Here is a 20,429-nt window from a genome sequence, read left to right on the forward strand (position 1 = left end):
GCAATGCGGTTTTTTTTTATTGTAAGATATTTTTAAATAAGTTTAATTCATTTAAAATTGGCTGTAAAAAACAAAACCAGTATTGGAATATCCGATACTGGTCTTATTATTATAACAAATTTTTATTTTAAATAATGGTTCCGCTCGGCAATACTGCACCCTTTTTTACCACTACAATACCATCTTTAACGGCATATAATTCATGATCACCATCTTCTAAATGCGCACCGCCATTTATTTTTACATCATTGCCAATACGGCAATTTTTATCAATGATTGCATTATTAATGTAACATCTGTCGCCAATACCAATAAGGGAATTTCCCATATCTGTTTCCATTTGAATTTCTTCCAGTGTTTGATACCTATCGCTACCCATTACATAAGCATTGGTTACAACAGTGTCTTTTCCTATGCGAGCTCTAATACCCAATACAGCATGTTCAATTCTACTGGCTTGTACAATGCAACCTTCTGCAATAATGGCTTTCTCTAACGTGGTACCAGAAATTTTAGAAGGTGGCAACATCCTCGCTCTGGTAAATATGGTATGGTTGCTATCAAACATATTAAACTTAGGAATTTCATCGGTTAAACCTAAATTCGCCTCAAAGAATGATGAAATATTACCAATATCAGTCCAGTAACCCTCATATTGATAACTTAATACTCTGCTTTCTGTAATTGCCCTAGGCAAAATCTCTTTACCAAAATCTTTCTCCTCTTCGTTTTCATTCAGGATATTAATTAAATATTCCCTGTTGAAAACGTAAATTCCCATTGAGGCTAGGAAATTACGGCCTTCGGCCTGCATTTCTGCACCGGTATCTGAAACCCACGCATCCAAACCCACTTTAGGTTTTTCAGTAAAGGAAGTAATCATGTTTTCCTCATCTGCTTTTAAGATACCAAAATCTGTAGCATCCTTAGCGGTTACGGGAATAGTTGCAATTGTAATTTCTGCATTTGCTTCGATATGTTTTTCAATCATATCCTTGAAGTCCATCTGGTATAATTGATCGCCGGAAAGTATCAGGATATAATCAAATTCATGAGAAACAATATGATGCATACATTGACGTACCGCATCTGCAGTTCCCTGAAACCATCCAGCATTCTGAACAGTTTGCTCCGCTGCAAGAATATCAACAAAAGCTGTACTAAAGTGACTAAAGTGATAAGTGTTTTTAATGTGTTTATTTAGCGACGCCGAATTAAACTGCGTAAGTACAAACATGCGGTGAATTCCAGAATTCAGGCAGTTTGAAATAGGAATGTCTACCAAACGATATTTACCAGCAATTGGAACTGCAGGTTTAGAGCGTGTTTGTGTAAGTGGCGATAATCTAGAGCCCTGGCCACCGCCAAGGATAACGCCTAAAACTTTGTCAGTCATGTTTAAGCTTGTTTTAATATTTGGTATAATTCTATATAATTGGTTGCTGCCTTATCCCATGAATGATCAATTTTCATCATGGTTTTTCGAACAGCCTTAAAAGCTTTTTTATCATTATACAATTCAACAGCACGATTAATGGCATGGGTTACATCCCATACACTGGTTTGATCATGGCAAATTCCAAAACCGCCATCACCAATATCAATTACTGTATCTTTCAATCCACCAACCCTGCGTACAATAGGAACCGTTCCATATCGTAAGGCATAAAGTTGATTTAAACCGCAGGGTTCCACCCTTGATGGCATTAATAGAAAATCGGCACCTGCGTATATTTCGTGTGAAACCTGTTCATTATAACCAATGTACGCGTTGTAATTTCTACTGTGGTAATCTTTAATTTGATTTAACCTTCCTTCTACCCAACTATCTCCAGAGCCTAAAACTAAGATGTTAATCTTATCACCATGTTGATGTAGAGCGGAATAAAAAACATCCGGAAGTAAATCTGCACCTTTTTCATCCACTAGTCTTCCAATAAAGGTGAAAAGTGGTTTTGAAGAATCCAGTTGAAAAACATCGCATAGCGCTTTTTTGTTTGCTGCTTTTCCACTTTCTACTGTTTTTAAATTGTAACCTTTTCCAAGCATGGGGTCTGTTTCAGGATTCCAGACTTCACTGTCGATCCCATTTAATATACCAACAGATTTCCAGCGCTCCTGTCTTAATAAGCTTTCTAATCCACGAGCATTACCCATCATTTCTTCCAAATAACTTGGCGAAACTGTAGTTACCCGCCAGGCACATTTAATGGCAGCAGCTAATGGATTGATCGCATCTTCCCAACCGAGCAATCCGCCTTTCCATAAATCAAAAGCTGGTAAGTAATAAAGTTTGTTCCAACCAAACTGACCTTGATATTGTGCATTGTGAATGGTTAAAACAGAGGGTACTTTACTTATGGATTGGTATTTAAGGCAATTTGCCACCATAAACGGAACTAATCCGGTATGGTGATCATGACAATGAATCACATCAGGGCGATGTTCCCATTGTGCAATCCAATCCAATGTAGCAATCTGGAAAGCAACAAAACGTTCAGTATCATCTGCATAGCCATAAACATTTGGCCTATCAGTTAGACCTTGGATATGAACCAGGTATAAGTCAAAGCCAAGTTTATTGGATTTTTCTTTTAAAATTCTATACTGAAAATGATTGTTACCATAATTAGACCAGGCATCATAAGCTACTTCAAATTCACTTTCCCTGATAAATTTTGTGTCGTATGCGGGAACAACCACTTTGGCAATGTGGCCTATTTTATTCTGATACTTAGGTAAAGCCCCTACTACATCAGCCAATCCGCCAACTTTAGCAGCAGGGTAACACTCGGCGCTTATATGTATAATTTCCATCAAATATTTGGTGTAGATAACTGTGTTAAGTTAGTAATTGTTTTCCGATTTGGAAATATTAGAAAATTTATTTGAACGGAAATTTTACCAGGTAGAATCGACTTTTATTTAACTATTGTAAGCCAGTTATTTGAAGAAATTTTTTTAAAAACAGAAAGCTTTCATGTGTGAATATTATTTTAATCCAATTGCACGTTATGGTTATTAAAAATAGGTATTTCACATTCCTGCCAACATTTTAAGCATAAGCTTGTTTGTTGATAAACACTTAAAATAGCTTATGGCTGAACAGCATCTTTATCAAACCGGAATAATAGGAAATTGTGCATTTATGGCACATGTAAATAAAAACACTGATATATCTTGGCTGTGCTGGCCTCGTTTTGATAGCCCTTTCGTATTTGGAAGTTTATTAGATAAAAACAAAGGCGGGGAATTTTCAATTTTGCCACAGGGGGAGTATAACTCTACACAGTATTATATCGAAAACACAAATGTATTAAGAACAGAAATTACTGCTGAAGATGGAAAATATCGCATCACAGATTTTGCACCACGCTTTCGCCTGCATGAAAGGTATTTTAAACCGCTCATGTTCATTAGAAAAATTGAGCCATTGGAAGGAAATCCAAGGGTGACAATTAAGTGTCAGCCTGTTTGTGATTATGGTAAGGGAAGAATGAGGGCTAGTAGAGGAAGCAATCATATTGATTATTTGGGTTGTGATGAAAATATCAGGTTAAGTACAAATGTTTCCTTAACTTATATTATTGATGAAAAAGCTTTTGTGCTTAACGAGACCAAATATCTTGTTATGACCTACGGCCAAAACCTGGAGGCGCCTATCGTAAGCACTGCAGAAAATTTTCTCAGAGAAACCATTGGCTATTGGAGATTGTGGATCAAACATTCTACCATCGCAGGTTTTTATCAGCCATTGGTGATTCGTTCTGCACTGGTTTTGAAAATTCATCAGTATGAAGATACAGGAGCAATAATTGCCGCCAGTACAACCAGTTTACCTGAGTCTCCGGGTAGTACAAGGAACTGGGATTATCGTTATTGCTGGTTAAGGGATTCTCACTATGTGCTTACTTCTTTAAACCATATCGGTCATTTTGAAGAAATGGAGAAGTATTTTAATTACCTATCTGATATTTCTCACAATGAAGATGAACGTTATCAGCCTTTATACGGCATAGCAGGTGAAAGAGAAATTATCGAAACCACGTTAGACCACTTAGAAGGCTATAAAGGTGAAAAACCCATCAGGATTGGTAATCAGGCTTATGAACATATTCAGAATGATATTTACGGACAGGTTCTAACTTCTATGTTGCCACTTTATACCGATCATCGTTTTGTATTTTCAGAGCGAAGTGATTCTATAAAATGGATTGAAAGTGTGCTTTCCAAAATTGAAAGAACGATAGACGAAAAGGATGCCGGAATCTGGGAGTTCAGAAATATAGCTAATGTACATTGTTATAGTAATTTATTTCAGTGGGCTGGTGCGCAGGCAGCTTTGAAAATGGCGAAAACAATTGGAAATCAGGATTTTGAAGATAGGGCTCAGGTGTTGATCGATAAAGCTTCGGCTCATATAGAGGCTTGTTACGATCCTGAACGTAAGGTTTATACCAATGCAGTGGGAAGCCCATATTTAGATGCGAGTACCTTACAGCTTATTATGATGAATTATCTTGATCCTGCTTCTGACCGGGCCAAAGATCATTTAATTGCCTTAGAAAAGGAGCTCAAAACAGAAGATGGTTTGTTCTACAGGTATTTGCATGCTGATGATTTTGGAAAGCCTAAAACTACTTTTCTAATTTGCGCTTTTTGGTATGTGGAAGCGCTGGCTTGTGTGGGCAGGGTTGATGAGGCTATTAAGGAATTTGAAAACATCATTAAGTATTGTAATCATTTATTACTTTTCAGCGAGGATGTTGATGCCAAGACAGGAAGTCAATGGGGGAATTTTCCACAAGCTTACAGTCATGTTGGCTTAATGAATGCCGCACATCGCATTGCAATTAAATTGGATAGACCAATATTTTTGTAAAAAATTAATCCCAACCGTATTCATCATTGGATGAACCACGGTTGGGATTTTTAAGTAGGTGCTGAACTAAATTTACTGCGTAACTTTCCGCTGCGCTACAGGTCAGCATAACGAATCGGATTAGTGCATTCCATTAAAAAATCGTCTTTGCAAAGATCGTCTTTGCGAAGCAGATCCTTTATCTGCTGAAGCAATCTCAATCGAAGAGACCTATAAAAATAGATTGCTTCCCCGAAAATTCGGGGCGGGCTGTCGTTTCTCCTCGCAATAACGAATTTGCTAGGGGATCGTCCTCCTGAACTTGCTTCAACACGAATCTTAATATAAATTATTGAATTTCTGTAACTTCATCCTTCACCAAACCCCAAAGTAATTTTCTTACTTCTTTAAAATCATTCAAATAATACTTCGCTTCAGAAATGTTATTTCCAACTTTAATGGTAAATGCATCATTTGGAAGAGCTTTGAAAATATCTTCGTCAGTATGGTCATCACCAAGAGCCAAAATAAAATCTGGATTCTTACCGTATAGCCAGTTTAATGCGGCTTTCCCTTTATTAACTTCCATATTTTTAAATTCGATTACCTTATTACCAGGCATCAGCTGCAGGCCTTTATCTGCTGCAAGAATTTTTAAATGACTTACGATTTCATTTGCTCTTAAATCGCCTAATCCTTCTTCTACTTTGCGATAATGCCAAACCAGGGAATAGCTTTTTTCTTCAATGAAAGAACCTGGCGTTCTATCGGTATAGGTTTCTAGGATCGATTTCATTTCCTGTTTCCATTGATCAGTTAGCAATGGAAGGCAATTCCATTTATCACCATAAGCTTTTTGCCATGCGCCATGCTCGGCTATTAAATCTACTTTTAAATGGCCAAACCATTTCTCTAATGTTTCATTTCTCCTTCCACTGATGATAACCACTGTATTGGCAGGATCTGAGGTTAGCTTGGCGATCAAATTATAAAGTTCTTCATCTGGAGATGCATCATCAATATTTCCGGCAAAATCTACAAGGGTGCCATCATAATCAAGGAATAATACCCGATCTGTAGTATGATCATATTTTTCGGCGATTACTTCTTTGATGGAAGTTACTGCATGTTTTGTTAGCAATGAATTTTGAGAATCTTTCACTTCGTCTAGTCTTAAAATAAAATTATTAACCCAATGTTTCACATTGAATTTTTCTACGATATTCCGCATGGCTTTCATACGGCTTTGTTGTTCTTCTAGGGACATTTTGAGGCCCAGTACGATGGCCTCCATGATGTCTCCAATATTATTTGGATTTACAATTACTGCATCTGTTAATTCTTTAGATGCACCAGCCATTTCGCTTAAAATAAGTACACCGTTGTTGTTATTCCTACTGGCTACATATTCCTTACTTACCAAATTCATACCATCACGCATAGGTGTAACCAAACAGATATCTGCAGTAGCGTAAAGTGCTGATAAAACTTCAATTGGAAAGGAGCGGTAGAAATAGTTAACCGGAATCCAGTTAATGGAGCGGTAACGGGCATTTAAATTACCCACAAACTGATCAATTTGTTCCTTTAAGTCACGGTATTGAGGAACCGTATCTCTTGATGGAACAACTATCATGTATAACTCAATTTTTCCAATATATTCCGGATGGGCCTGGAGCAATAATTCCAAAGCCTTTAAGCGCTCCAAAATGCCTTTACTATAATCCAGCCGATCAATAGAAAGAATCACTTTCATATCTTCTTTCCCTTTACGGAAGTATTCTATTTCTTTCTGAACTTCATCGTGAGCAGTTAGATTGGAGAATTTATCAAAATCAATCCCCATAGGAAAAGCTTCAACAACAATTTGCCTTTCATTACTGTTTAACACATTTGCAGATGAATTAACAGGAAGTAATCGCGTTACCGTACTTAAAAAGTGTCGCACATCATCATAGGTATGAAAACCAATTAAATCGGCACCCAACATTCCGTTTAATAATTCATCCCGCCAGGGGATTAATCTAAATATTTCGTAAGATGGAAAGGGGATGTGCTGAAAGAAACCGATAGTAGATTTTGGGAGTTGATCGCGTAGAATTCCTGATAGCAAAAGCAGCTGATAATCCTGAATCCATATTTTATCTTGATCTGAAAGTACTTTTAGCGCTGCAGAGGCAAATTTTTGATTCACGGATTTATAGCAATCCCAATAGCTTTGCTCGTAATGTGCATAGGTAACGAGGTAATGAAAAACAGGCCATAAAACTTCGTTAGAAAAGCCTTCGTAATATAAATTTATTTCTTCCTGGGTTAGAAACACAGGATAAAGATTGAGGGCGGCAAGTTTGTCTATAACCTCTTGTTGTCTATCTTCTGGGACTTCTATTCCTGGCCATCCAACCCAAATGGAGTTGCCTGTTTTATAAACATCTCCGAGGCCTGTTGCGAGTCCTCCTTCACTTGGAATGAAGGTGTACTCGTTATTTTCTTCAATGATTTTAACGGGTAGTCTATTCGAAATTATAACTGTTTTCATGCTTGTATTTGATGTATCCACATAAATAAAAGCCCTTAATGCCGTTTTTGTTTGAATTTTTGGTCTAAAAAAACATTCAAATGATTTTATAGAAATTATGTATCAATATTTTTTTACAACTTATGTGTGTTTAATTTAGTCTTTAAACGGTCTTTTTGAGTTAAATTATTGTTTTTAAACATATTTAAATAAAAGTGAAAAAGTGGTTTGTTCGTTAGGGATGGACACCACTTCGATACTTCCACGGTGCATTTTCATAATATTGCGGCTAATGGTTAAACCAATACCAGAACCATTTTTCCTGGTGGTGTAGAAAGGAACAAAGATCTTTTCTAAATCAGTAGCGTCAATTCCCTTGCCATTATCGGTAACATCTATATAAAGTTTGGTGTTTTCCAGCCTATGTTTTACTTTGATATGAGGTATGTCTGATCCCTCGACAGCATAAATACTGTTTGTGATGAGATTAATTAACACTTGTTCTATCAGTTTTAAATCTAGCTGGACGCTAATTTTTGAACTGGTTTGTTCTACCTCTAGAACTACATTTTTAACCTTTGCAAATGGCTGCATTAACACCATAATGTGTTTTAATATTTCGCCAATGGTATGCGTTTCGAGGTTTGGCGTTGGCAGTTCGGCAATAAGGCGATAATCTTTAACAAAATCAAGCAGTCCGGCAGAACGACGCTTAATGGTTTGAAGGGCCATTTTCAAATCTTCCATTTCATCTTTGTTCAAACTTTCCTTATTGGTTACCATACTGTTAATGGTATCTGAAAGGGAGCTGATTGGGGTAATGGAATTTAAAATTTCGTGAGAAATTACACCAATTAACCTATTCCATGCTTCTGTTTCCTTTTGTTCAATTTCATCTTTTATATTTTGAAAACTAATGATGGTGTAATTCTTTCCGTAAAGGTTAAGTGGAATAACTTCAGTAGAAAGCTGGATAAATTTCTCTTGTACTTTAAGCTCCAAAAATCGTTTTCCACCATTTTGTATCTGATCAATTTCATGTGCAAAAGCAGGTAAGTGCTGTTTTACCCGGTGCCAATATTTGTAAGCCGGCACGCCTAAAAGGTTAGATGCTGCCTGGTTAAAAAAGGCAATTTCCTGATGCTGGTTTTCTGTAGTTGTGTTGTTGATCACAATTACACCAACAGGCACTTGTTCCAAAATGGTTTTAATGAGCTGAAACATGGCTTCCTGCTCTAAGCGAATTTGTTTGTGAACCTGAAGAATCTCGCCAAATGATTCATACAATTCAGGGAAACTACCTTTAGTTGTTTTGTTTTTGAAATTTAGTGTGTGATCTCTGGTTTTTACGGCCAAAATAAACCGTTTAATATCCGAACGGATTTCGTTAATGTAATGATATAATGAAATGATGGTACCTATTAAAATCAAGCCCACTCCAATAATGGTAAACCAGAGTTGTGTGTTTTTAATGAGGTAAAATAGCAAGTAGGCCAACAGGTTAATGACCAACAGGCGAAATACTAAACGAAAAGTAAAGCGTTTGTAAAACATGTTTTTAAAGCTAAATGTTCAAAGCTAAAAGATCAAAGCTTTCTGCTTTAGTCTTTCAGCTTTGAGCTATATTCCAAATTTCTCAATTCTCCTGTATAAGGCTGCCCTGGTTAGGCCCAGTTCTGCGGCTGCTTTTGATATATTTCCTTTGTGCTTATCAATTGCTTTTTGCACCATCATTTTTTCCATATCACCGAGTGCCATCTCATCTGGAAGGGTATTGGTTTGTGCAAAACGTTGCGGACTAAGCTGTAAATCTTCTTCTGTAATTTCCTTTCCGTCACTCATAATAACTGCACGCTCTAATACATGCTGAAGCTCCCGTACGTTTCCGGGCCATTTATAATTTAGCAGCATGTCTTCAGCTTTGCTGCTTAAACTTCGATTTTCTTTATGATATTTCGAACTAAATACCTGCATAAAATGAGCGGCTAAAAGCAGAATATCTGTACCGCGCTGGCGTAAGGGCGGCAAAAATAACTCAACTGTGTTGATCCGGAATAGTAAATCTTGTCTGAATGTGTTTTTAGCCACCATTTCATTTAAGGGCATGTTGGTTGCGGTAATTAAACGAACGTTAACTTTACGCTCTTTGCTTTCTCCTAAACGAGTAACCGTTCTGTTTTGGAGTACACTTAAAAGTTTAGCTTGCAAGGGTAGGGTTAAATTTCCAATCTCATCTAAGAAGATCGTTCCGCCATCCGCCAATTCAAAACGCCCTGGTTTATCTTCTTTTGCATCAGTAAAGGCACCCTTAGCGTAGCCGAAAAGTTCACTTTCAAATAAGTTTTCATTGAGTGATCCTAAATCTACATGCATAAAAACCTGGTTCTTACGCAGTGAATTTCCATGAATTTCGTACGCAAAAACCTGCTTCCCGGTTCCATTTTCACCTAAAATTAAAACGTTGGCATCAGTTGGAGCAACTTTTATTAAGGTGTTTTGAAGCTGCTTAATTCCATCTGCCTTACCTACAATATTCTCAAAGCCACGGGTCATGTCTTTTTGTAATGAGGAATGGATTTTCTCCAGTTTTTTTACTTTTCTGTTCGATTCACGCAATTTTGAAGCTGCTGAAATGGTGGCAAAAAGTTTTTCGTTTTCCCAGGGTTTGAGGATGAAATCTGTTGCACCTTTTTTGATGGCTTTTACCGCAAGCTCTACATTTCCAAAGGCTGTCATTAAAATGACCACGTAATCTTTATCAATTGATAAAATGTGTTCAAGCCAATATAACCCTTCTCGCCCATCACTTGCACCTTTTTGATAGTTCATATCCAATAGAATGATGTCAACTTCATTTCTACTTAATAGAACATTAATTTCTTTGGGCGACTTGCAAGTAATAACTTGTTTTACCTGCTGCTTAAGAAAGAGGCGGGCACTTAAAAGGATGTCGTCATCATCATCAATGATTAAAACTGTGGCGTCTAACATGGTTTTATTTCATAATACCTCTCCCTGTTAAAGGAATTGGTGGTTGTTTTTTTTGCTGTCCCTCTCCTTAAAGAGAAGGGAATAAAGGTGGGTAGTTTAAACCCAGAGTTTGAAACTTTGTTTTTTCTGATTCTAGCCCCCCTCTCTTTCAGGAGAGGGGATAAAGGGAGAGGTTTTTTTCCCTACTCCTCCTTTTCTAAATGACTATCATAACATCAATTTTTACTACCTAACAAAATTAATTAAACTGTTCGCTCCCGCACAATAGCTGTTCGATAATGAACAGCTAAAAATAGCTAAAAAAATTAAATTGCTGTTTAATAGTGTTTTAAGTCTTGTTGTGCTAATTGGCATAAGCTTGGATATTAGGCAAATCAAACAGTGAAACCAAACAATGGACAAAAAAATAGAGAAGAAAAGATTTAGCACTAAAACCTTAATTATAATAGGTGGGGCAGTTGCTTTTGTAGCGGTTGTAATTTATGGCTATACTCTATCGCTAAAGAAAACTTACAGTGCAGATGCAGATAAATTAACAATTAGCAAAGTTGAATATGGTGATTTTGAAGATGTTGTTCTCCTCAATGCCAGTGTGGTTCCATTAACGTCTGTTATTGTAAGTTCATCGGAAGGAGGAACCGTAGCAGAAATCTTTACCGAAAACGGAGCATCTGTAGTAAAAGGGACGCCATTATTACGCATTGCAAACTCGAATGCGATGTTAGGTTATACTTCACAACAAACTGCTGCAACAGAGCAAATTAATCAGTTACGTAAATCAAGGTTGGATCTAGAGCAAAATCAACGCATCTTAAATCAGGATGTTTTAGATGTAGAAAATAACTTACGCACCGCTACACGCCAGTATAGATTAGACAGTTCCTTATATTTAAAGAAAGTAATTACACTTCAGGAATTCAATAAATCAAGTCAGGATTACGAATACTATCAAGGTAAACTGAAAATTGTTAAACAAGCCATTAAACAAGAAAATCAGAGTAGAAAAATGCAACTGGCGCAAATAGACCAGTCGATGGGGCAAATGAATGAGAGTTTGGAAATGATCCGTAAGAATATTGAAAACATGACCATCAAAGCGCCCGTTTCCGGAAAATTATCGTCTTATGATCCGGTTACAGGAAAATCTTATAACTCCAATGAAATGATTGGAAAAATCGATGTACTCCAGGGATACAAATTGCAGGCTGGTGTTGATGAATATTACATCAATCGGGTTAAAGAGGGGCAAACGGCCAGTTGTGAATTTAATGGTAAAAATTATAATTTAACAGTAAGTAAAGTTATTCCAGAGGTTACTGCAGGTCAGTTTCAGGTAGAAATGGTTTTTAAAGGTGCTGCACCAGAAGGCTTGCGTAGGGGTTTATCGCTTCAAACAAAATTAACCTTATCTGATAACAGTAAATCATTATTGCTCGCACAAGGTCAGTTTTTCCAAAGTACGGGAGGCTCGTGGGTGTTTGTGGTAAGCAATGGTAAAGCCATTAAGAAAAATGTTAAAATTGGTCGGAAAAATTACCTTTATTATGAAATTTTAGATGGTTTAGCCAAAGGTGATGAAGTGATTACCTCATCTTACGATCAATTTAACCAGTACGACCAGGTGGAGATTGGGAAATAGGGAGGTGATAAGTCGGTTAGATGGGGCAGGTGGTTAGGTGAAGAGTTGGGTAATATGAATAGTAAAAAAATATAAAGATATAATCAGGTCTCGATACTTGATATTACATACTTGATACTTATAAGCGATGATTAAAATAGAAAATCTGGAAAAAGTTTACAAAACTGAAGAAGTAGAAACTACTGCGCTGAATGGAATTAACCTTCATGTAAAAGAGGGCGAATTTGTTTCCATCATGGGGCCATCAGGCTGTGGAAAATCCACCCTGTTAAATGTAATGGGGTTATTGGATAAACCTGAAAGCGGAAGTTATAAGTTTATCGATACCGAACTTTTAACTTTAAATGATAGAGAACGTTCCAATTTCCGGAAAAGAAATATGGGCTTTGTTTTTCAGAACTTTAACTTAATAGACGAGTTAACCGTTTTTGAAAACATCGAACTGCCTTTAATTTACAATAAAATTCCGGCAGGTGAACGGAAGCAATTGGTTAATGAAATCATTGAAAGGATGAACATTGTAAACCGAAGTGGCCACTTTCCACAGCAACTTTCGGGTGGACAACAACAGCGGGTTGCTGTAGCCAGGGCATTAGTAACCAAACCTAAATTGGTTTTAGCCGATGAGCCTACCGGAAACTTAGATAGCTCTCATGGTAATGAGGTAATGGAGTTGCTTTGCGAACTTAATGAAACCGGAACCACCATTGTAATGGTAACACACTCCAGTCATGATGCTAGTTTTTCAAACAGAATTATCAATCTGAAGGATGGACATGTGATTTCTGAAAAGATAAACAAGAGCAGAAACGAGGAATTGATATAAAAATAAGCTGAAAGCTTAAAGCACAAAGATTAATGTGCTTAGCCTTATGATAATAAGAATTTAGTTTAGTTAATGATAGCCAACCGAAATCTTCCTGGATGGGAGGATTCGGGACAGGCGCTGATTATCTTAAACCTAAAAAACCAAAGACTGAAGATTAAAACGGTTTGCAGGTGCTTTAGTCTTTCTGCTTTTAGCTCTTAATACCTGATACTAATTAATTGACCCTACAAACATGTTCAAATTAAACTTAAAAATCGCTTTGCGAAACCTTTGGAAAAATAAAGGATTCTCTTTGATCAATATCGGAGGTTTAGCCATCGGCTTAGCCAGTTGTATGGTTTTGCTCATATATGTAGCTTATGAGTGGAGTTATGACAAGCAATTTACCAATAACGATAAAACTTATGTGATTTATCAAAATATGGAGGCGAATGGTAAAACTTTTAGTTGGGCATGGACCCCTAATGTAATGGCCAAAGAAGTGCAGGAGAAATTACCAGGAGTTAAATATGCATCACATTCTACCTATCCACGAGCTAACCTAATCACCGTTGGTAACAATAAAGTAATTAGCAAGGTTGTATTTGCTGATCCTTCTTTCCTTAAAATATTTGATTATAAATTTATTAAGGGGAATCCTGTAAAGGTTTTAGAGAATTTAAATTCTATAATCCTAACAAAATCATTTGCAAAGAAGCTATTTGGAGATGAAGACCCAATTAATAAAACTGTCAAACTGGAAAATCAGGATGTTTTGAAAGTAGAAGCCGTTATAGAAGATAGCCCAGCCAATAGCAGTATAATTTTCGAATGTATCATGCCATGGGATTTGTTTTTGAAGAGAGAGACGTGGGCAAAGGAGAATAATTGGGGTAATAATATGTGCTTAACAATGGTTCAGTTGCAGGATAATAAATTTTTTCCGGCGGCAAATGCTTATATACATGATATTTATAAACGCAATCAAAAAGAAAACCTGTCGGTTGCATTATTGCATCCTTTATCCAAATGGCACTTATATGGTGACTTTGTAAATGGAAAATCTGTAGGTGGGAAAATAGATCAGCTTAAAATATTTTTGTTGTTGGCGTTTTGCATCCTGTTAATTGCCTGTGTAAACTTTATGAATCTATCTACCGCCCGTTCAGAGCGCAGAGCAAAAGAGGTTGGCGTTCGCAAAGCTATTGGATCTTCAAGGCAATCTTTAATCAACCAGTTTTTTTTAGAATCTATCTTAGTTACAGTTGTGGCTACGGTTATTGCCTTTATTTTAGTTGAGGTTAGCATTCCATATTTTAACAATTTATTAAATATCAAATTAGAAATTGATTATAGCAATTTCAGATTTTGGGCTGCGCTTTTCATTTTAATGATTTTTACTGGATTTATAGCGGGTAGTTATCCGGCACTTTATCTATCTTCTTTTGAGCCCATTAAAGTATTAAAAGGTTTAAAACTTAAAACTGATTCTTCCGTATCGGTGAGGAAAGTTTTAGTGGTAGGACAATTCGTTTTTGCTGCCTGTTTAATTGTGTGTACAGCGGTAATCTATCAGCAACTGAATTACATTAAGAATAAACCGATTGGTTATGATCAATCTAACCTCATACAGATTGCCGTGCAAGGTAACATGATGAAATATAAAAATCTGGAGTTGCTCAAAACACAATTACTAAAATCTGGCGCTACGAGTGATGTAACATTTTTTAGTTCGGACGTTACAGAAGGCGGAAATAATACAATCGATATAGATTGGCCAGGGAAGAATCCTAACGAAGTCATTTCTTTTAACCATAGATCGATAGGTTATGATTTTATAGAAACCATGGGGACAAAATTAATAAGCGGAAGGGAATTTTCTAAGCAATTTCCAGTAGATAGTAGCAGTGTAATGTTAAATGAGGCAGCAGTTAAAATGATGGGTTTGAAGAATCCAATTGGTGCGGTGATCACTTTTTGGGGTACCAGGTTCACAAACGTTGGTGTTGTTAAAGATTTTGTTGTAGAAAGTGCCTACCAGAAGGTAGCGCCAATGATTTTTCGATTAAATACCAGTGAGGATATTAGCGTCATTATAGCAAGGCTAAACCCGAATCAGAATATGAGTTCGTCGCTGGCTACAATTGATGAAGTAGTGAAAAATATGGAGCCAAATTATCCTGTAAACCGAAAATTTGTAAACGAATCTTTCGAGGTTAAATTTCAGGATGAAAAAGTATTAGGTTCACTTGCTAACTGGTTTGGCGGTTTTGCCATATTTATTTCATGTTTAGGCTTGTTAGGGCTGGCACTTTTTATGGCCGAGCAGCGCAAGAAGGAAATCAGTATACGTAAAGTTTTAGGTGCGAGCACGGCCAACATCCTAACACTTTTAAATAAGGATTTTATCAAACTCGTTGCAATTGCCAATGTGGTTGCCTTTCCACTGGCTTATCTGGTCATTAATAAATGGCTTTCTGCCTTCGAATACCGTGTTGATATATCATTTTTGCCATTTGCACTTGCCATTACAATATCTGTTTTAATTGCTGTTTTAACCGTAAGCATTCAATCTGTAAAAGTGGCAAAAGCCAATCCTGTTGATGCTTTGAAATACGAATAAAAGCTAAAAACTTAAAGACTAAAGCTGATGGCTCATGTCTTGATACCTGATAATAATTGCCTGATACTAAGAACATGTTCAAATTAAACTTAAAAATCGCTTTGCGGAACCTTTGGAGGAACCGTGGAATAACTGCCATTAATATTGGCGGTTTGGCTATTGCTTTAGCTGCTTTCATTTTGGTAGCCATGTATTTTACTTATGAAACCAGCTTTGATCAGACAAATCCTAACTACAAGAATATTTATGTGGTTGGCAGGATAGAGCCTGATTTCAAAACCAATTATACCTCTCCGCCGCTAGCAAAAGTGATCAAGCAAAACTTTCCTGAAGTAGAAAATGCAGGGATTACAAAGATTAACCATTCATGGGAACTGGCTATCAAAAATGGCAAAAATGCAATTTTTACAAAAAATATTTTGCAGGCTGATTACAACGCCGCCAAAATTTTAGACATTAATCCTATAGGTGGCCTGATTAAGCCCTCCGGTGAGGTAGAAAGATTAACTTATCTAAGTGTGGAGAACATCAAAACGTTGTTTCCAGATAAGAAAGATAATAAACCCGAAATGGTTAGCTTTGGATCTACCAGTTCAGGAATAACCGGAACCATTGCCGGTGCCATTGTTAATAATGAACATTCAAATTTTAGCTTCGATGGCGTATCTATAGGTAATGAGATTGGAAAAGGAGAAAGTTATGGGTACAATAATTACAATACTTTTATTCAGGTAAAACCTGGAACGGATGTTGCAAACCTTCAAGAAAAAATAACTCTTTTATACAGGTCTGAATTATTAAAGGCTGAAACTGATTTAAAGGCAATTGATGAAATAAAAGCAGTATCTATATTTTTAGATCCTTTGGCAAATCAGCATTTAAAACCAAAAGCCGGAAATGATACGCCATACAAAATCTTAATTTCGCTTTCTATTTTAGGTTTTTTAATTCTGGTAATAGCTTGCATTAACTTTACTAACCTCAGCATAGCTCAGGCAACAAAAAGGGCTAAAGAAGTTGGAATTAAAAAAGTGATGGGTGCTTATCGCCTTCAGCTAACGACTCAATTTTTAACTGAAATATTCATTCAGTGTTTGGTTGCAACTGTTATGGCGATGATTTTTGCCGAATCGGCATTGCCATATTTTAATAATTTGTTTAAAGTAAACTTAACGCTATGGCATGCTGGTAATAACTTATTCTGGCAATTGCCTTTGGTTTTATGCCTCATTACCATCATTGCCGGGATTTATCCTGCTTTAGTTCTATCAGGTTTTAAGCCAGCATTGGTTTTGAAGGGAAATTTTTCCACCAGTAAACAAAGTTCCTGGTTGCGAAATGGATTATTGGTTTTCCAGTTTAGTATCGCAGTAATTTTTATTATTGGTTTGTTTATTATTAACTCGCAGCTCAAATACATGCGAAGCGAGGATTTAGGGTTTTCGGCAAATCAGGTCGTGTATATTAAGAACATCAGCATGTTTAATAAACCTGAAAAATTCGCTCCTGTTAGAGATAAAATCTTAAAAATCCCGGGAATAAAATCAGTAACTGTAGCTACTGGCGTTCCTGATGGTAGCGAAAATGGAGGTAATGGTTATACCGTAAATGGTGTGCAGAAAAGCATTGATTTTGTCGATGTGGATTTTGATTACTTTGAAACACTTGATATTAAATTAAAAGATGGTCGCTTTTTCTCAAATACCTATAAAACGGATACAGCCAATTCAGCCATTATAAATGAAAGTGCCGTTGCGAAATATGGAATCAAAAATCCAATCGGACAAACAATGAGAGGCTGTAATATAGACTATAAGATTGTAGGGGTAGCAAAAGATTTTAAAGCACAAGGATTTGAAAGTGCCGTTCAGCCTACTATTTATGCCATAAAAAATCCTTGCGGAAATTTCAAAACGCAAATCATGGTTAAAATTGAGGAAAATAAAATGGCAGAAGCTTTGGCTGCTTTGAAAGCACAATGGCCGCAAATAAATCCTCAGGATGGCGAAGACTTTAGGTATGAATTTTTAGATGAGCTTTATGGCAAACTATTTAATAAGCAGGAGCAGCTACAATCAGTATTCTTCTCTGCAGCATTGCTTACCATCTTCATTGCTATTTTAGGCTTGTTTGCCTTTGCAAAATACATCACCAACGGGCGCATCAAAGAGATCGCAGTGCGTAAAATTTTGGGCGCAAGTGATATTCAAATCTTCAAATTAATTAACAGTTCATTCTTTATGATGGTACTTGCGGCTAATGTAATTTCCTGGCCGGTAGCGTATATCCTAACTAAAAAATGGCTTGAAACATTTGCTTATCGAATTGAATTGTCTGTTTTGCCATTTATAGTCAGTGCGTTAATCACGATTTTATTAACTGTGTTAACGGTGAGCATTCAGGCTAAAAAAGCAGTGAAAGCCAACCCTGTGAATGCCCTTAAATATGAATAAAGCTAGAAGCTAAAAGACCAAAGCTTAAAGCGATTTGCAAGGAGCTTTAAGCTTTCACCTTTCAGCTCTTAATACCTGATACTTACTACCTGTACCTGATACTTACTACCTGATAATTAATACTTTATACTATAAAAATGTTCAAACTCAATCTAAAAATAGCCATCAGAAACCTTTGGAAGAATAAAACATCTTCTTTCATTAACGTAATAGGTTTAGCTATTGGACTGGCTGCTTGTATCCTGCTGCTCTTGTACGTTTCCTATGAATGGAATTACGATAAGCAGGCCAAAAACTGGGAAAATGTTTATGTGGCCATGACGAATGTTCCCGGAGAAGGTAATAAAATTGCAGGAACTTTTAATGGTTCTACCACAGCATTAGGCCCACTCTTAAAACAAAATTTACCGGAGGCGAAATATATTGCCCGTATGAATTATGGCACAAAAAGCCTCATTGCAAACGGAGAAAAAAGCTTTAAAAAAGATTCAAAATTTGCAGAATCCGATATCCTGAAAATGTATGATTATCAGTTTATTTACGGCGATTCCAAAACGGCTTTAATTCATCCACTTTCGGTTATTTTAACGGCGAGCACGGCAAAATTATTATTCGGAACAACAGATGTTTTGAACAAATCTGTTCGCTTTCAGGATAAAGAAAACTTAATTGTTACAGGCGTAATTAAAGACTTACCAGAAAATAGTTCTAACAGATTTGATTTTTTAATGCCATGGTCTTTTTATGAAATTGTTGATGCTAGTGCGAAAGATTTGAATTGGACCAATTACAGTTTTGTAACCATGGTGATGCTAAATCCAGATGCAAATATCGATTTGGTAAATCGTAAGATTGAGGCTATGGTTAAAGCGAACACCCCACAAAATTCCCAATCCCAACCACATTTTTTGTATCAAGCCAGCAAAATGCACTTATTTGGCAAATTTGAAAATGGTAAAGCAATTGGTGGCGATATTGAGCAAATCTGGCTTTTTATGGGTTTAGCATTTGGAATTTTATTAATTGCCTGTATCAATTTCATGAATATGGCAACGGCCAAATCAGAAAAGCGAGCAAAGGAAGTTGGGATCAAAAAAACAATTGGCGCAAATCGTACTTCATTAATTTTCCAGTTTTTAACAGAATCGATGGTGCTCACCTTAGTTGCCGTTGTCATGGCAATTGTATTACTCGAAATTTGCCTGCCAGCATTCAACAGACTTTTGAATATTAATTTGGGTATTTCGTATTTTAATACCACAAGTTGGATGGGTATATTGAGCATTGTAATGGCAACAGGTTTAATTGCAGGTAGTTATCCGGCATTTTATTTATCATCCTTCAACCCGATTCAAACGTTAAAAAGAAAAATTAGCTCAAAAGGATTTTTAAATGTAAGCTTAAGGCAAGTGTTGGTAATCGGTCAGTTTTGTTTTGCCATCATCCTTATTATTTCTACTTTGGTAATCTATCGCCAAATTCAATACATTAAAAATAAACCAGTTGGTTTTGATGTAAATGCTTTGGTCGAGATTCCTCAGGAGGGTGAATTGAAAACGAAATTCGATTTGTTCAAAACTGAAATATTAAAATCTGGTGTGGTTACTTCAATGTATCAGTCGTCAGTTAGCCTGTCTCACCATGGCCGTAATTTTATGGATATCACATGGGATGGAATGACCAAGCCCGAAAATACAGTAATGTTTAATCAGGTGGCAACATCTTACGATTTTATCAAAACCAATGGGATTAAATTATTACAAGGAAGAGATTTCTCGAAGGATTTTGCTTCTGATACCAGTGCGATTATGGTTAGTGCTTCGGCTGTTAAAGTATTTGGATACAAAAATCCAATAGGTAAGAAAGTAAACTTGTATGGTACAAACGCACACATCATAGGCGTTTTTAATGATTATGTTTGGGATTCTCCATACAAATCTAATAATCCACAGGTTATTTTTTTAAGTTCCGGGCAAACAGGTACCATCACAATGCGGCTTAATCATGTAAATAATTTCCAAACTAGCATCGAAACCATTAACAGGATTACAAAGACTTTCAATCCCTCATATCCAACGGAAATAACTTTCATAAATTCTTTATACCAAGAGAAATATAAATCTGAAAAAACACTGGGCATTCTTTCTAACCTTTTTGGCGGACTAGCAATTTTTGTGTCGTGTTTGGGGTTATTTGGTTTGGTGGCATATAGTGCCGAACAAAGAACTAAAGAATTTGGTGTGCGAAAAGTGCTTGGTGCATCCATTGCGAATTTGATGCAGTTGCTTTCTCTTTCATTTATTAAAATGATCGCAGTAGCTATAGTTATCTCAATTCCTATAAGTTATTATGCTATGGGAAGATGGCTAAACAATTTTGAATTCCATACGCACATCAGCTGGTGGATCATTCCGGTTGCTACACTAGGCACACTTTCAATGGCCATAATTACAGTGAGTTTTCAGGCCTATAAAACGGCAAAAGCCAACCCTGTTGATGCCCTTAAATATGAATAAAAGCTGAAAGCTAAAAGACC

General features: G+C 36.5%; 11 protein-coding genes. 6 read left to right on the forward strand and 5 right to left on the reverse strand.

The window, feature by feature from the left end:
• Positions 1 to 127: 127 nt before the first annotated feature.
• Both AN34_RS07085 and AN34_RS07090 read right to left on the reverse strand, forming a co-directional pair.
• Positions 128 to 1,396, reverse strand: a complete 1,269-nt coding sequence (locus AN34_RS07085; protein ID WP_029283720.1) for a glucose-1-phosphate adenylyltransferase — start codon at positions 1,394 to 1,396, stop codon at positions 128 to 130.
• A 2-nt stretch (positions 1,397 to 1,398) separates the two neighbouring features.
• Complete coding sequence (locus tag AN34_RS07090; protein ID WP_029283722.1) at positions 1,399 to 2,817, reverse strand: glycogen synthase; 1,419 nt, start codon at positions 2,815 to 2,817, stop codon at positions 1,399 to 1,401.
• Positions 2,818 to 3,097: 280 nt separating this feature from the next.
• Here AN34_RS07090 and AN34_RS07095 point away from each other — a divergent pair, with 280 nt between their 5' ends.
• Complete coding sequence (locus AN34_RS07095) at positions 3,098 to 4,882, forward strand: glycoside hydrolase family 15 protein (RefSeq protein WP_029283724.1); 1,785 nt, start codon at positions 3,098 to 3,100, stop codon at positions 4,880 to 4,882.
• A gap of 328 nt (positions 4,883 to 5,210) precedes the next feature.
• Here the strand turns inward: AN34_RS07095 and AN34_RS07100 are convergent, their stop codons facing one another.
• The 3 genes from AN34_RS07100 to AN34_RS07110 form a co-directional block, all read right to left on the reverse strand.
• Positions 5,211 to 7,400: a bifunctional alpha,alpha-trehalose-phosphate synthase (UDP-forming)/trehalose-phosphatase gene (locus tag AN34_RS07100; RefSeq protein WP_029283726.1), complete on the reverse strand. Its 2,190-nt coding sequence runs from the start codon at positions 7,398 to 7,400 to the stop codon at positions 5,211 to 5,213.
• A gap of 174 nt (positions 7,401 to 7,574) precedes the next feature.
• Positions 7,575 to 8,933: a PAS domain-containing sensor histidine kinase gene (locus AN34_RS07105; RefSeq protein ID WP_029283728.1), complete on the reverse strand. Its 1,359-nt coding sequence runs from the start codon at positions 8,931 to 8,933 to the stop codon at positions 7,575 to 7,577.
• A gap of 66 nt (positions 8,934 to 8,999) precedes the next feature.
• The gene (locus AN34_RS07110; protein WP_029283730.1) at positions 9,000 to 10,370 is read right to left on the reverse strand and encodes a sigma-54 dependent transcriptional regulator; all 1,371 of its coding nucleotides are present in this window, start codon (positions 10,368 to 10,370) and stop codon (positions 9,000 to 9,002) included.
• A gap of 394 nt (positions 10,371 to 10,764) precedes the next feature.
• Between AN34_RS07110 and AN34_RS07115 the strand changes: the two genes are divergently transcribed.
• From AN34_RS07115 to AN34_RS07135, 5 genes are all read left to right on the forward strand, one after another.
• A complete protein-coding gene (locus tag AN34_RS07115) occupies positions 10,765 to 12,009 on the forward strand; it encodes an efflux RND transporter periplasmic adaptor subunit (protein WP_029283732.1) in 1,245 nt (414 codons plus the stop codon).
• A gap of 127 nt (positions 12,010 to 12,136) precedes the next feature.
• Entirely contained in the window at positions 12,137 to 12,835 is a 699-nt protein-coding gene (locus tag AN34_RS07120) for an ABC transporter ATP-binding protein (RefSeq protein WP_029283734.1), read from the forward strand.
• Between the two features lie 235 nt (positions 12,836 to 13,070).
• Positions 13,071 to 15,440, forward strand: a complete 2,370-nt coding sequence (locus AN34_RS07125) for an ABC transporter permease (protein ID WP_029283737.1) — start codon at positions 13,071 to 13,073, stop codon at positions 15,438 to 15,440.
• A gap of 74 nt (positions 15,441 to 15,514) precedes the next feature.
• The gene (locus AN34_RS07130; protein WP_029283739.1) at positions 15,515 to 17,893 is read left to right on the forward strand and encodes an ABC transporter permease; all 2,379 of its coding nucleotides are present in this window, start codon (positions 15,515 to 15,517) and stop codon (positions 17,891 to 17,893) included.
• Between the two features lie 137 nt (positions 17,894 to 18,030).
• On the forward strand, positions 18,031 to 20,409 hold the full coding sequence (locus AN34_RS07135) for an ABC transporter permease (RefSeq protein ID WP_029283741.1): 2,379 nt from the start codon (positions 18,031 to 18,033) through the stop codon (positions 20,407 to 20,409).
• The last annotated feature ends 20 nt before the right edge of the window (positions 20,410 to 20,429 follow it).

This window comes from Pedobacter sp. R20-19, from assembly GCF_000708265.2.
In the GTDB taxonomy this organism is placed as follows: domain Bacteria; phylum Bacteroidota; class Bacteroidia; order Sphingobacteriales; family Sphingobacteriaceae; genus Pedobacter.